Here is a 14187-nt window from a genome sequence, read left to right on the forward strand (position 1 = left end):
CTGGTTCGCGACCCGGGTGACATGGCAGGCTCTGTCCATCGCGAGTCCGATGTCGAGGAGAGTGCCACCGTGCGGTCCGACGCCAACCTCGCGGGGCCGATGGCCGACCCGGTCCCCGGTCCCCGCTCTGAATCGGCGAGCGGGGATGTTTCACGTGAAACATCGCCTCCGCCCCTTGTAGACAACGACACCCCCATCGGCCGGGCCGCCCAGCAGGCGGTCGAGGCGCTGGGGCGCACCGGTGACCGGCTCCCCCGGCCGGAGCAGACCCGGGTCATCGTGGTCGCCAACCAGAAGGGCGGCGTGGGCAAGACCACCACGACCGTGAACCTGGCGGCCTCGCTGGCGCTGCACGGGGCGCGTGTCCTGGTGGTCGACCTCGACCCGCAGGGCAATGCGTCCACCGCGCTGGGCATCGACCACCACGCCGATGTGCCGTCGATCTACGACGTGCTCGTCGACAGCCGGCCGCTGCTGGAGGTGGTCCAGCCGGTGACGGACGTGGAGGGCCTGTTCTGTGCTCCCGCCACCATCGACCTGGCCGGCGCCGAGATCGAGCTGGTGTCGCTCGTGGCGCGGGAGAGCCGCCTCCAGCGGGCGATCCAGGCGTACGAGCAGCCGCTCGACTACATCCTGATCGACTGCCCGCCTTCACTGGGGCTGCTGACGGTGAACGCCATGGTGGCGGGTGCGGAGGTGCTGATCCCGATCCAGTGCGAGTACTACGCGCTGGAGGGACTGGGACAGCTGCTGCGCAACGTCGACCTGGTGCGGGCCCACCTGAATCCCGCGCTGCACGTATCGACGATCCTGCTGACGATGTACGACGGCCGGACCCGGCTGGCGTCGCAGGTGGCGGAGGAGGTGCGCACCCACTTCGGCAAGGAGGTGCTGCGCACGAGCATCCCGCGGTCGGTGCGCATCTCCGAGGCGCCGAGCTACGGGCAGACGGTTCTCACCTACGACCCTGGTTCCAGCGGCGCGCTCTCCTACCTGGAGGCGGCGCGCGAGATGGCCTACCGCGGGGTCGGAATGCAGTACGAAGCCCAGCACGCCCACCCGGGCGCGGGCATGAACAGCACGCAGAGTGTGGCGGAGGGGATCCAGTGAGTGAGCGACGTAGGGGTCTGGGGCGGGGTCTCGGTGCGCTGATCCCCGCGGCGCCGCAGGAGAAGACGCCGCCGGTGATCAGCGGTTCGGCCTCGCCGTCCGCATCACCGTCGGCGGTACCGGTGCTGACGTCGGAGCGCGGAATCGCGGCGGCGAAGCTGGCTTCGCTCGTCCAGGCGGATGTTTCACGTGAAACATCGGGGGCGGACGCAGTGGTGCGGCTGCCGGAGCAGGCCACTCCGGAGGCCGGTGCGGTGGCGGGGGCGACGTTCGCGGAGCTTCCGATGGACGCGATCACGCCCAACCCCCGGCAGCCCCGCGAGGTGTTCGACGAGGACGCCCTCGCCGAGCTCGTGACCTCCATCCAGGAGGTGGGTCTGCTCCAGCCGGTGGTCGTGCGGCCGGCGGCCTCCGGGCGCTACGAGCTGATCATGGGCGAGCGCCGCTGGAGGGCGTGCCGCGAGGCCGGTCTGGAGACCATCCCGGCGATCATCCGGGCGACGGACGACGAGAAGCTGCTGCTGGACGCCCTGCTGGAGAACCTGCACCGGGCGCAGCTGAATCCGCTGGAGGAGGCGGCCGCGTACGACCAGCTGCTCCAGGACTTCCACTGCACGCACGACCAGCTGGCGGACCGGATCGGGCGTTCGCGCCCGCAGGTGTCCAACACGCTGCGACTGCTGAAGCTGTCGCCGTCGGTCCAGCGCCGGGTGGCCGCGGGGGTGCTGTCGGCGGGACACGCACGTGCCCTGCTGTCGGTGGACGATTCCGAGCAGCAGGACCGGCTGGCCCACCGGATCGTGGCCGAGGGCCTCTCGGTGCGGGCGGTGGAGGAGATCGTGACGCTGATGGCCTCAGATCCCTCCAGCCCGGTGAAGCCGAAGGGGCCGCGGGCCGGCGGGCGGGTCGCTCCGGCACTGAGCCAGTTGGCGACGCGCCTCTCGGACCGCTTCGAGACCAGGGTGAAGGTGGATCTGGGCCAGAGGAAGGGAAAGATCACCGTCGAGTTCGCCTCGATGGAGGATCTGGAGCGGATTCTGGGAACACTGGCGCCGGGCGAGGGCCGGGTGCTGGAGCAGGGTTCCGCCGGGGAGTGACCCCGGCCGCGAGGGGCGGAGCGTGCCGGTGTGAACGGGCGCGGTCCGCCCCTTCGCCGTGCCCGGCGCGGGCGCTGCGCTGTCGTGGAAGGAACGGCCACTCGATACGATGCGGTCATGGGTCGTCGGCTGGTACCGCTCACGCTGGACAACCTCGCGGACCTGCCCCTGCGGTGCCGGTCCTGCGTGTTCTGGGAGCTGGACCCGGTCAGCGGGGCGGCCGCGGTGAAGGCGGGAACTCCCCAGCAGGAGAAGGAGGCGTGGATCTCGGCCGTCCTCCTGGAGTGGGGATCGTGCGGCCGCGTGGTCTACGTGGACGAGGTGCCGGTCGGGTTCGTGCTGTACGCGCCGCCGGCGTACGTGCCGCGGGCCACCGCGTTCCCGACCAGTCCGGTCTCCCCGGATGCGGTGCAGCTCATCACGGCATTGATCCTGCCGGAGTACCAGGGCCAGGGTCTCGGCCGGGTCGTGGTCCAGACGGTGGTGAAAGACCTGCTGCGGCGGGGATTCCGGGCGATCGAGGCGTTCGGAGACGCCCGGTGGGACGGTCCGGCCTGTCTGCTCCCGGCCGACCATCTCCTTGCGGTGGGATTCAAGACGGTACGGCCGCACCCGGTGCATCCACGGCTGCGGCTGGCGCTGCGCTCCGCGTTGTCGTGGAAGGAGGACGTGGAGCTCGCCTTGGACCGGCTGCTGGGCGGGGCGCGCAAGGAGCCGGCCCTGCGCCCGCTGTGATCCGGACGCGCAGAACGGGGCCGCCCGGAGGGCGGCCCCGTTTCACGTGGAACACCATGGCCGTCAGACGGCCCTGACCTCGGCTCAGACGGCCTTGGCCTGGACGAAGTCGGCCAGGTCGCGCAGGATGGCCGCCTTCGGCTTGGCGCCGACGATGGTCTTGGCGACCTCGCCGCCCTGGTAGACGTTCAGGGTCGGGATGGACATGACGCCGTACTTGGCGGCCGTGGCCGGGTTCTCGTCGATGTTCAGCTTGACGATCTCGATCTGGTCGCCGTACTCGGCGGCGATGGCCTCGAGGGACGGCGCGATCTGGCGGCACGGTCCGCACCAGGCGGCCCAGAAGTCCACCAGTACGGGCTTGTCGCTCCTGAGGACCTCGGCGTCGAAGTCAGCGTCGGTCACGTTCTTGAGGGTGCCGGCCACAGCGGCCTCCTTAATTCCTGCGGGGTGTTGGGTGGGGGCGGGTGCGAGTGTCAGACGGTCGCGTGGGCCTTCTCGGCATCCGCGAGGACGGCGAGGAAGCGCTCGGCGTCGAGGGCGGCGGAGCATCCGGTGCCCGCGGCGGTGATGGCCTGACGGTAGGTGTGGTCCACGACGTCGCCGGCTCCGAAGACGCCGGTGACGTTCGTCCGCGTGGACGGGGCGGCGACCTTGAGGTAGCCCTCGTCGTCGAGCTCCAGCTGGTCCTTGAAGAGCTCGGTGCGCGGGTCGTGGCCGACGGCGATGAAGAGGCCGGTCACGGGCAGCTCGGAGGTCTCACCGGTCTTGGTGTTGCGCAGGGTGAGGCCGGAGAGCTTCTGCTCGCCGTGGATCTCGGCGACCTCGCTGTCCCAGGCAAAGGTGATCTTCGGGTCGGCGAAGGCGCGGTCCTGCATGGCCTTCGAGGCGCGCAGGCTGTCGCGGCGGTGGACGATCGTGACCGACTTGGCGAACCGGGAGAGGAAGGTCGCTTCCTCGATCGCGGTGTCACCCCCGCCGACGACGGCGATGTCGTGGTCCTTGAAGAAGAACCCGTCACAGGTGGCACACCAGGAGACGCCGCGGCCGGAGAGGGCGTCCTCGTTGGGCAGGCCGAGCTTGCGGTGCTGGGAGCCGGTCGTGACGATCACGGCCTTGGCGCGGTGCACCGTGCCGGCGGTGTCGGTGACGGTCTTGATCTCGCCGGTGAGGTCCACGGACACCACGTCGTCGGGGACCAGCTCGGCGCCGAAGCGCTCGGCCTGGCCGCGCATGTTGTCCATGAGGTCCGGGCCCATGATGCCGTCCTGGAAACCGGGGAAGTTCTCCACCTCGGTGGTGTTCATCAGGGCGCCGCCGGCGGTGACGGCACCTTCGAAGACCAGGGGCTTGAGCGAGGCACGTGCGGTGTACAGGGCGGCCGTGTAACCGGCCGGCCCGGAGCCGATGATGATCACGTTTCGAACGTCGCTCACGGGTTTCTTCCTCGTTTCTGCGGACTGCCTGCTGTCTACCGGGGGCCGGTGCGGACTCTCACCCCACCCAACCGATCCTACGGCGCGTGCATTCCCCGGCCGTTCGCCCGGTGGCGCCGGGGTGTCAGCCCCGCGGGTGGGTGCTCGTGAGCAGGAGCTTTCCGGGGGTCCCGGAGGCGGCGGACGCGCAGGCGCTGTCGACGACGTAGGCGTCCACCCGGGTCGCGTTGCCCGGATGCGGCAGGACGAGGAGGTAGACGGCGGCGCCCTGGTAGCTGCCGCGTTCGGCGGCGAGGGGGCTTTCGGTCCGGCCGGTGCCGTCCTGGACGCAGGAGGGGACCCGGGCGGCCGCGCGGTCGTCGCCGGGAGCGAGCCCGGGGCCCGGAGCGGTGTTCTCCAGCCCGTAGGTGTTCTGCTCCCCCGGGGCGGTCTTCGCGCCCGGCCCGGAGGCCAGGAGCTGCCGGACGCTGCCCTGGAGGCCCTGCCGGGTGTACGCGCCGTTCGCGGCCGGCGGCTGCGCGCTGGAGCTCGCGGCATCGCTGCGGGCGGTGGTGTCGTGCGCGGGCGGCCCCGAGAAGTCGGCGAACAGGAAGACCCCGAGGGCACAGGCGCCGGCTCCGGCCAGGCCCGTGAGGACGGCGATCCGGCGTCGGGCGCGACGGCGGCCGGGCCCGGATGGGCCGGCCGGGTGACCGGAGGGCCGCTCGGCGCCCGCTCCGCCCGGAGTGGAGGCGGGTGTTTCACGTGAAACACCGCGCTCCGGACCGGGCCGGGGGCCGGCCGTGGAGGGGCGGGCGGGGTGCGTGGCGTCGAGGAGGGCCTCGGCGGCGAGTGCGGCGTCGATGCGGCCGGAGATGTCCACGGGCATCCGGGCGGGGCCCGGGAGGGTGCCCAGAAGGCCGCGGATCTCGTCGAGGGAGGCGCGGACGTCGGCGCACAGGGCGCAGCCGCCGAGGTGGGCGCGCACCTCGGCGGCACGGGCGGGGGAGAGCAGGCCTTCGGCCAGGTCGGAGATCTCCGAGACGTCCGGGTGCCCGATCGTGCCGGTCGTGCCGGTCGTGCGGTTCACGGTCGTCCACCTCCGCCCTTCACAGCGTCTGGGTCTGGATGCCTGGGTTCTGCCGCGGGTGGGACGGGTGGACCCGGCGTCCGGTTCCCTCCCCGCTGGGCGACCGTGTTATCCCCGGCATTCGTGCGCAGATGAGTGAGGAGCGGGACGAGTTTGGCCCGGCCGCGTGCACAGCGGCTCTTCACGGTGCCGGTGGGGACGTCGAGGATGCGGGCGGCCTCGGCCACGGGGTATCCCTGCATGTCGACGAGGACGAGCGCGGCCCGCTGTTCGGCCGGCAGCGTGCGCAGGGCGGCCAGGAGCTCGCGGTGCAGGTCCTGGCGCTCCGCCGGGGCCTCGGCGGACTCGTGGGGCTCCAGGAGCCGCTCCAGGCGGTCCGTGTCGTCGAGGGGTGAGGTCCGGCGGGAGGCGGTCTTGCGGGCGCGGTCCAGACAGGCGTTGACGGTGATGCGGTGCAGCCAGGTGGTGACGGCGGACTCCCCCCGGAAGGTGTGGGCCGCCCGATAGGCGGAGACCAGGGCGTCCTGGACGGCGTCGGCCGCCTCCTCGCGGTCCCCCAGCGTGCGCAGGGCCACGGCCCACAGCCGGTCGCGGTGCCGCCGCACGAGCTCGCCGAAGGCCTCGGCGTCCCCGCCGGCATGCCGGGCCAGCAGTTCCGCGTCGCTGTCGTCGCCGGTGGTCGCGTCGTGCATCACACCTCGCCTCCCGGAGGGAGATTACGGCCTGGTCGGGGGAATGACGAGGGCCCGCCGTGCCGGGCGCCGCGGGCCAGGCGGGACTTTGACGACAGGACCTAGGACGGCGTGCCGAGGATCTTTACTTCGTTGATCCCGCCCCGGTAGCCGCCCTCACCGTCGGAGGGCAGCTCGGTGATGTGGATGAGGACGTACCTGGTGTGGACCGCGAGGGGGAGCGTGGTCTCGAACTTCCGGCCGGCCGTGTCCAGCTTGCTGATGACCTGGCCGAAGTCGCGGACGGAGTCGGGCGCGGACGCCTCCGCGGGCGCCGCGCGGACTTCGAGTGTCTGTCCCGCCGCGTACAGGTCGAGGTTGACGCCGGTCACGTCCTGGGCGCTGCCGAGGTCGACGATGATGCCGCTGCCGTCGTCCAGCAGGTTTCCGAACTTCGCGTAGTTGAAGTACTGGGGGGTGTACCAGGCCGTGTCGGGATTGCCGTCGACGCTCGCTGCGGCGCGCTGCGAGCTCACGGCCGCGAGGGCGGAGGCCCGTTTGATCTTCAGGGGTTCGGCCGGTGCCGGGTTCTTCGGGGCGTCCTGGGGGCCGGCCGGCGTCTGGTTGGTGCCGCTGTCGCCCTGGTTGCCGTGGTCGAGCAGGGTGTCCGCGAGCTGCCAGCTGCCCAGGCCGAGGGCGGCGATCAGCAGGGCGGCGACGCCCCACTTGAGGGCGCGTCCGGTGCGGCTCTGCAGCGGGGCCGGCGGGGGGACGACCGGGGCCGACTGGGCGGGACCCATGCCGGGGGGCGTGGGACGGCCGTAGATGCCCTGCTGGTAGGTGGTGTGCTGGTACTCCGGGGGCGCCGTGAACGCGGGCTCCGGCGGCCGGATGCGGGGCATCGCGGCGACGGCCTTGGCCAGCTCCTCCGGGGTGGCGCAGGCGGGCTCCTGGCGGGAGGCGGTGGCCCCGTCGTTGGCGAGCGCGCGCATGGCGAGCTCACCCAGCCCGCGGTGCACCCCGGCGCGCACTTGGTCGGGGGCGATCAGGCCCACCCCCTTGGGCAGGCCGGTGAGGCCGTAGGCATCGCTCTCGTACGGCCAGCGCTGGGTGAGGGCGGCGTACAGGAGCGCGCCGATGGCCTCGGTGTCGGCCTGCTGCGGGGTATCGCTGGTGATGCCGCGCAGGGCGGCGTTCACGGCGAGGCCGCGGATCCGGTACTGGCCCGAGGAGGTGCGCAGTATGGCGCTGGGCGTCAGCCGCAGGTGGGCGAGGCCTTCGCGGTGTGCGGCGGCCATCGCCTGCGAGACCTGGCTGACGAGCTGGTAGGCCTCGTGGGCCTCCAGCGGACCGGCGGCGAGGAGCGCGGTGAGCTCGGTGGCGTCGGGCAGCCACTCGTGGACGACGTAGACGAGGTCGTTCTCCTCCACGGCGTCGAGGACCTGGACGAAGCGGGGGTCGCCGAGGAGGGCCGAGGAGCGGGCGGCGGCCAGGACGGAACGGGCCCGCGGGTGGTCGGCGGGCAGCAGGTGGACACCCACGGCCCGGCGCAGCTTCTCGTCCATCGCACGCCAGCTGCTGAAGCCGTCCACACGGGTGACGCACTCCTCGAGGCGGTAGCGTCTGGCGAGCTTGTGGCCGCTGTGGAGTTCGGGCGCGGTCGCGGGGGCCGCCGGGCTCCGGTCGCCGTCCTTGTCGGGCACAGGTCCGTCCGCGGTTCGTCCGTTCTGCGTGTCCACCCCGTCGGCCGTGGCCTTGGCCGCTGCTGCGGCCAGCGGCTCGTCGCCGCTGTTGTCGGCCACGTCGACGGCAGCCGTACTACGTTCCGCCACCGTCGGTCCCGCCTCCCCATCCGTTGCGCGCTGTAGGCCAGTCTGCGAAGCCATGCCAATTGTGCCCACAGTCCGACGCTATGCACGACACGCGATGGGGCCCGACGGTTGTGCGCATCAGCGCCCCAAACGTCCGCGGACCATCCCGACCATCGCGTTGAGCTCTTCGATCCGCATCCGCTTGGCGGCGATGAGGAACACGGCCGCGAGGGCGATTCCGCCGGCCACCAGGGCGGCGGCGGAGCCGGTGACTCCGCTGCCGAGCCACTGGGTGACACCGTAGGCGGCGGCGCCTCCCACGGCGGCCGCGGGGACGCACGCGCCCGTGAGGCGGGCGTAGGTGCGCATCACGTGCGCGCCGTCCAGGTCTCCGCCGAGCCGGGTGCGCAGGCGGCGCCAGGCGACACCGACGCCGACGGCGTACCCGAGGCCGTAGGCGCCGGCCATGCCGACGACCGCCCAGCGGGCCGGGAGCACGAAGAAGGAGGCGGCCGAGACCGTCGCGTTGACGGCGGCGACGATGACGGTGTTGTAGAAGGGCGTCCGGGTGTCCTCGTAGGCGTAGAAGCCGCGCAGGACGACGTACTGGACGGAGTACGGGATCAGCCCGAGGCCGAAGGCCATCAGGACGTAGCCGATGTTCTGGGCGCCGGCACCCGACCCGGCGTAGAGCAGGGTGGCCATGGGGACGCCGAGCGCGAGGAACGCGAAGGCGCAGGGCACGATCGCGACGGCCGAGGTGCGCAGCCCGTAGGAGATGTCGTCGCGGACCGCGGCGGCGTCCCCGTCGTGGGCGGAGCGGGAGATGCGGGGCAGTACGGCCGTCATGACGGAGACCGTGATGATCGCCTGCGGCATCTGCCAGAGCAGCAGCGCGTAGTTGTAGGCGGTGATGCCGGTACCCGGGTGGCCCTGCTGCTCGGCGACGGAGCCGGCCCACGTGGCGAGCTGGGTCACGACGACGAGGCCGATCTGGTTGGCGAGGACGAAGAAGAACGTCCACTTGGCCAGGCGGGCGGCCTTTCCGAGCCCGTGGCCCTTCCAGTCGAAGCGCAGACGGGGCGTGAACCCGGCCTCGCGCAGGTAGGGCAGCATCGCCAGGGCCTGGACGGTGAGCCCCAGCAGGGTGCCCAGGCCCAGCAGGCGGACGCCGTCGGAGGTGACGGTGGTGGCGTTGACACCGGAGGTGGTGAAGCCGCCGAACGCCCAGATGAAGGCACCGAAGGTGGCGATGACGACGATGTTGTTGAGGACCGGGGTCCACATCATGGCGCCGAAGCGGCCGCGGGCGTTGAGGATCTGACCGAGGACCACGTGCACGCCCATGAAGAACATCGTGGGCAGGCAGTAGCGGGCGAAGGCGACCGCGACGTCCATCTGCTGCGGATTCGAAGCGATCTTCGGCGACATCATCGTGATGAACACCGGTGCGGCGATCACGCAGACGGTGGTGATGGCGGCGAGCAGGACCACCACGAGGGTCAGCAGCCGGTTGGCGTAGGCCTGGCCGCCGTCGCTGTCGTTCTTCATGGCCCGGACCAGCTGCGGGATGAAGACGGCGTTGAGGGCGCCGCCGCCGACCAGCACGTAGATCATCGTGGGCAGGGTGTTGGCGATCTGGTACGTGTCGTTGAAGGTGCCGACGCCGATGGCGCCGGCGATGACCAGGGTCCTCAGGAATCCGGTGATGCGGGAGACGATCGTGCCGGCGGCCATCAGCGCGCTGGACTTGAGCAGGCTGGAGGCGCGGCCCGCGGGCTTGGCCGGCGCCGGGGCGGCCGCGGGGGGCTCCACGACGGGCGTGCGGGGAGCCGCCTCCTGGTCCCGGTAGAGGTGCGCGAAGGCGTCCGGTTCGGGCTGCTGGTCGGCGGCCCCGGTCACCAGGGAGTCCACCCCGACGAACTGGGTGGTGCTGGCGCGGTCGCCGTACGGCATGTGGCGGGAGGGACCGTCCGGCTCGGGCGGCGGCGTCTGGGCCCAGACGCGCGGGTCGGGGGCGTAGGCGGGCGCGGACGGGGCCGCGTACAGGGGGCCCGGCTCCTGGTAGGTGCCGGGAGGCGGCGGGGGGTGCGAGGCCCGGTCGTACAGGACCTCGGCGACGGGGTCCTGGGCCGACAGGTCCTGCGACCGGTACGGGTCGTAGTCGTAGGCGTCCTGGACATACGGGTCGCGGTCCGGCGCGGGTGCGGGCGCGGGAACCTGCCCGGGCACCGGGGTGCCCGGTGCAGTGCCCTGGCCGGGCGCGGACCCGCCAGTGCCCTGCGCGCGGTCGCCTTCGTACGGCGCGTTCATCGAAACCCCACCTCATCGTCCCCAGGCCGACCGGCCACGGCGTCGCTCAACGGTCCACTGTCTCACCCGCGCCGGACGCGCCGGTGCTTTGCGGTCCGGTGTCCGGGGACTCGTCACTCGGCTGCGTGCTCTCCCCGGCGGCCGCGCGAGCCGCCACGCGCTTGCGGCTCGCGTACATCTTGATGCCCGCGAGGACGAGGAGGAGCACTCCGCCCGCGATGACGAGCATCACGGTGGGGGTGATCTCGGTGGCCTCGACGGTGAACGTCCGCTCCTTGCCGTAGGGGACGCCGTCCTTGGTGAAGAGCTGCGCGGAGACCTCGACCGGACCGCTCGCGGTGGCGTTGGCGGTGAACTTCACGGTCTGGCTGTGCCCGCCCTGGACGGTGACCTCCTGCTCGGCCTGGCCGCCGTCCCCGAACATTAGGCGGGTCGGGTTGGCCGACTTCACCCGCAGCACGAGGTTGTGGACGTCCTGGACCAGGCTGTTCTGCACGCTGACGGGGATCGTGGCGCTGTGACCGGACAGGGTCGCGTCGGACTTGGGGATGACCTTGACCTTCTCGGTCAGGCCGATCAGGTACTCCTGCACCTGGTCCCGGTAGAGCCGCGCCTCGTCGGGCCGGCCGCGCCAGGAGGTGGACATCTCCCGGTTGGTGGTGTTGCCGAAGGGGATCTCCACGCGGTCGGGTGCGGCGAGGATCACCTTGAAGTGGTCGAGGGTGTTCTGGGTGGTGCGGATCTTCTCGAAGGCCGAGACGGGCAGCTCCTGCTTGCGCAGGGCCTCCGGGTACTGGCCCGCACCCGGTACCTGGGTGGCGGCGCCGGGGTCGGGCTTGGCGGCGGCCGCGGCTTCGAGGTCGCCGGGCTGGGTCCAGCGTCCCGCCTGCAGGCTCCGTAGGGCGGTGGCCATTGAGTTCGCCTGGCTGGTGGAGGGCATCCGCTGCGGGGCGACCACGAAGCTGCGCTGCTCGTCGGTCTTCTGCAGGTTGAGCGCCAGGCTCTGGGCGAGGAACTGCTGCACGGCGAGGGTGGAGCTCTCGGCGTTCAGCATGTCGCCCTCGAAGGCGTCGGAGAGCTGGGAGTCCGCCACGACCGCCGTGGTGCCCGCGCCGATGGGCCGGGCCGCCGACGGGGTGTAGCCCAGGGCACCGGTTTCCGGGAGGCTGTCGCTGCTGGTGAGGATGTTGTGGGCGCCGGCCGAGGTGGCGACGTTCACGATCGACGGGTCGATCGCCCCGTCCACCGGCCAGGAGAAGTCGGTGGAGGCCGGGACGTGCAGGACCGTCTCGACGGCCTGCTTGGCCTTGTCGGTGGCCGGCCGCAGCTGCCCCAGGGAGCCGGAGACGTCCTTGCCCTGGTGGGCGAGGGAGGCGATGTCGGGGTCGGCGAAGGGCAGGGCGACGACCTTCTTGCCCTGGACGGCGGCCTCCAGCGAGTTCAGCCACTGCTCGGCGACGGCCTTGTTCCTGCCCTCGACGGGCTTGCCGTCGGGTCCCCGGACCCGGTAGCCCTTGGTCATCGCGTCGACCGTGGAGAGCAGGTCGGGGTCGATGACCCAGGTGACGGGCAGGTCCTTGCCGAGGGAGACCATCTGGCCCAGACGGCCTCCGGGCTTCAGCTCCTCGGCGAGGGAGTCGTCGAGGAAGACCGGGGTCTGCAGCTCGTCCGAGCCCGTCTCCGCGCTCACCCGGGTGTGGGAGATCAGCGGCCACACGAAGGTCAGCTGGGACCGCTTGGCGGCGGCCTCCGGCTGCCAGGGCAGGAAGGTCCGCTCGATGCCCAGGACCTGCTCGGAGGGCCTGCTGTCGGTCGCCCCCGACAGGGAGACGCCGAGCTGGTAGACGCCGTCCTTGTCCAGCTCCAGCTTGTCCACCGGAACCGTGAGGGTGAACTCCCGGGACGCCCTCGCGGGCAGCGGCGGGATCTTCACGGCGTGGGCCGCGTCGATCTCGCCCGGGTCCGTGCCGGCCCGGAAGCCGCTGCGGTCCGCGGCCTCGTCGATGGAGGCCCGGTCCGTCAGCGCGGGTCCGACCCGCAGTCCCACATGGGCGTCCTTGACCGTGTCGGCACCCGTGTTGACCACGGTGCCGGAGATGGTGAGGGTGTCCCCCTTGACCGGGGCGGCCGGCGCCAGCGACGTCAGCTGGACGTCGACGGGGGAGGCGGGGGCGGCCTGGGCCTCGGGTGCGGGGGAGTAGACCAGGCCGGCGAGTACGGGGGTCCCGGCGATCAGGATCACCGCGCGTCGCAGCCAGCGGCGCCGGACAGGGGCGGGCGACGCCCCCTGGATGTCTGCCGCCTCGGCCACGCGCTAGCCCGTCCCTCGAAGTGTCAGTGGTCGTCGTCTTTGCGTCCACGCATGGTAACGAGGCCCGCTGTGCGCGAGTGCCGCGCCTTGCTCCACATGATCGGCTCCGCCCCGGGACGGCCGTGTACCGGGGGCCGTAAAACGCGGAAGCCCGCGCCGGGCCGGGCACGTACCCTTTTCTGTTGTGCCGAATGCCAACGAAGACAGCCCCAGTGCCCTGAGTCAGGTGCAGCGCCGCGCGGTGAGCGAACTGCTGCGGATCGCCCCTGTCGCCGACGAGCTCGGCCGCCGGTTCCAGAAGGCGGGATTCCGCCTCGCCCTGGTCGGCGGGTCCGTCCGCGACGCCCTGCTGGAGCGTCTCGGCAACGATCTCGACTTCACCACCGACGCCCGCCCCGAGGACGTACTCAAGATCGTCCGGCCGTGGGCGGACTCCGTGTGGGACGTCGGCATCGCCTTCGGCACCGTCGGCGCGCAGCGGGACGGTTTCCAGATCGAGGTGACCACCTACCGCTCGGAGGCCTACGACCGCACGTCCCGCAAGCCCGAGGTCTCCTACGGCGACTCCATCGAGGAGGACCTGGTCCGGCGCGACTTCACGGTCAACGCCATGGCCCTGGCCCTTCCGGAGCAGCGGTTCATCGACCCGCACGGCGGCCTGGAGGACCTGGCCGCGGGGGTGCTCCGCACGCCCGGTACCCCCGAGGACTCCTTCTCGGACGACCCGCTGCGCATGCTCCGCGCGGCCCGCTTCGCGGCGCAGCTCGACTTCGAGGTCGCCCCGGAGGTCGTGACGGCGATGAAGGCCATGTCCGACCGGATCGAGATCGTCTCGGCGGAGCGGGTGCAGGGCGAGCTGAACAAGCTGATCCTGTCCGCCCACCCGCGCAAGGGTCTGGGCCTGCTCGTGGACACGGGTCTTGCGGACCGGGTGCTCCCGGAGCTGCCGGCGCTGCGTCTGGAGCGTGACGAACACCACCGGCACAAGGACGTCTACGACCACTCCCTGATCGTGCTGGAGCAGGCGATCGCCCTGGAGGAGGACGGCCCCGACCTGGTGCTGCGGCTCGCCGCCCTGCTGCACGACATCGGCAAGCCCCGCACGCGCCGGTTCGAGAGCGACGGCCGGGTCTCCTTCCACCACCACGAGGTGGTCGGCGCGAAGATGACCAAGAAGCGCCTGACCGCGCTGAAGTACTCGAACGAGATGATCAAGGACGTGTCCCGGCTGGTGGAGCTGCACCTGCGCTTCCACGGCTACGGGGACGGCGAATGGACCGACTCCGCGGTGCGGCGCTACGTCCGCGACGCGGGCCCGCTGCTGGAGCGGCTGCACAAGCTGACCCGGTCGGACTGCACCACGCGCAACAAGCGCAAGGCCAATGCCCTCTCCCGGACCTACGACGGCCTGGAGGAGCGCATCGCGCAGTTGCAGGAGCGGGAGGAGCTGGACGCGATCCGGCCCGATCTGGACGGCAACGAGATCATGCGGGTGCTGGACGTCGGCCCCGGACCGGTCATCGGCAAGGCATACGCCTTCCTGCTGGAGCTGCGGCTGGAGAACGGTCCGATGGAGCCGGACGCCGCTGTCGCCGCGCTCAGGCAGTGGTGGGCCGCGCAGTCCTGAGTAGGGC

At 71.9% G+C, this 14187-nt stretch carries 11 protein-coding genes; 4 read left to right on the forward strand and 7 right to left on the reverse strand.

Translation table 11 applies throughout. From position 1 onward, the window contains the following. The first annotated feature begins 21 nt into the window (after positions 1-21). From ACFWU6_RS12325 to ACFWU6_RS12335, 3 genes are all read left to right on the forward strand, one after another. Positions 22-1110 (forward strand): ParA family protein, encoded by a 1089-nt coding sequence (locus tag ACFWU6_RS12325; RefSeq protein WP_383800761.1) that lies wholly within the window; start codon positions 22-24, stop codon positions 1108-1110. Then, complete coding sequence (locus ACFWU6_RS12330) at positions 1107-2207, forward strand: ParB/RepB/Spo0J family partition protein (protein ID WP_383980719.1); 1101 nt, start codon at positions 1107-1109, stop codon at positions 2205-2207. The genes ACFWU6_RS12325 and ACFWU6_RS12330 overlap by 4 nt, the downstream gene beginning before the upstream one ends. Before the next feature lie 117 nt (positions 2208-2324). Continuing rightward, positions 2325-2942, forward strand: coding sequence for a GNAT family N-acetyltransferase (locus ACFWU6_RS12335; RefSeq protein ID WP_383980721.1), 618 nt, complete (start codon positions 2325-2327; stop codon positions 2940-2942). An 84-nt stretch (positions 2943-3026) separates the two neighbouring features. On the opposite strand, the gene trxA is transcribed toward ACFWU6_RS12335, so the two are convergent. The 7 genes from trxA to ACFWU6_RS12370 all read right to left on the reverse strand — a co-directional run bounded on the left by trxA (position 3027) and on the right by ACFWU6_RS12370 (position 12553). Then, on the reverse strand, positions 3027-3368 hold the full coding sequence (gene trxA / locus ACFWU6_RS12340) for a thioredoxin (protein ID WP_383800752.1): 342 nt from the start codon (positions 3366-3368) through the stop codon (positions 3027-3029). A gap of 50 nt (positions 3369-3418) precedes the next feature. Continuing rightward, on the reverse strand, positions 3419-4378 hold the full coding sequence (gene trxB, locus ACFWU6_RS12345; RefSeq protein WP_383800749.1) for a thioredoxin-disulfide reductase: 960 nt from the start codon (positions 4376-4378) through the stop codon (positions 3419-3421). A 124-nt stretch (positions 4379-4502) separates the two neighbouring features. Continuing rightward, a complete protein-coding gene (locus ACFWU6_RS12350) occupies positions 4503-5447 on the reverse strand; it encodes a zf-HC2 domain-containing protein (RefSeq protein ID WP_383980723.1) in 945 nt (314 codons plus the stop codon). Beyond that, the gene (sigM, locus tag ACFWU6_RS12355) at positions 5444-6139 is read right to left on the reverse strand and encodes an RNA polymerase sigma factor SigM (RefSeq protein ID WP_383980725.1); all 696 of its coding nucleotides are present in this window, start codon (positions 6137-6139) and stop codon (positions 5444-5446) included. The genes ACFWU6_RS12350 and sigM overlap by 4 nt, the downstream gene beginning before the upstream one ends. A gap of 101 nt (positions 6140-6240) precedes the next feature. Further along, entirely contained in the window at positions 6241-7950 is a 1710-nt protein-coding gene (locus ACFWU6_RS12360; protein WP_383980727.1) for a protein kinase family protein, read from the reverse strand. A gap of 117 nt (positions 7951-8067) precedes the next feature. After that, complete coding sequence (murJ, locus tag ACFWU6_RS12365; protein WP_383980729.1) at positions 8068-10242, reverse strand: murein biosynthesis integral membrane protein MurJ; 2175 nt, start codon at positions 10240-10242, stop codon at positions 8068-8070. A gap of 46 nt (positions 10243-10288) precedes the next feature. Beyond that, a complete protein-coding gene (locus ACFWU6_RS12370) occupies positions 10289-12553 on the reverse strand; it encodes a DUF6049 family protein (protein ID WP_383980731.1) in 2265 nt (754 codons plus the stop codon). Positions 12554-12737: 184 nt separating this feature from the next. On the opposite strand from ACFWU6_RS12370, the gene ACFWU6_RS12375 reads away from it, so the two are divergent. Then, entirely contained in the window at positions 12738-14180 is a 1443-nt protein-coding gene (locus ACFWU6_RS12375) for a CCA tRNA nucleotidyltransferase (protein ID WP_383980733.1), read from the forward strand. Positions 14181-14187: the final 7 nt, after the last annotated feature.

Source organism: Streptomyces sp. NPDC058674 (assembly GCF_042716505.1).
In the GTDB taxonomy this organism is placed as follows: domain Bacteria; phylum Actinomycetota; class Actinomycetes; order Streptomycetales; family Streptomycetaceae; genus Streptomyces.

Excerpts from the sequence above, each read along its gene's own strand:
- ACFWU6_RS12325 (WP_383800761.1), top strand. The coding sequence starts at position 22 with ATGGCAGGCTCTGTCCATCGCGAGTCCGATGTCGAGGAGAGTGCCACC.
- ACFWU6_RS12335 (WP_383980721.1), top strand. The coding sequence starts at position 2,325 with ATGGGTCGTCGGCTGGTACCGCTCACGCTGGACAACCTCGCGGACCTG.
- sigM (WP_383980725.1), bottom strand. The coding sequence starts at position 6,139 with ATGCACGACGCGACCACCGGCGACGACAGCGACGCGGAACTGCTGGCC.
- murJ (WP_383980729.1), bottom strand. The coding sequence starts at position 10,242 with ATGAACGCGCCGTACGAAGGCGACCGCGCGCAGGGCACTGGCGGGTCC.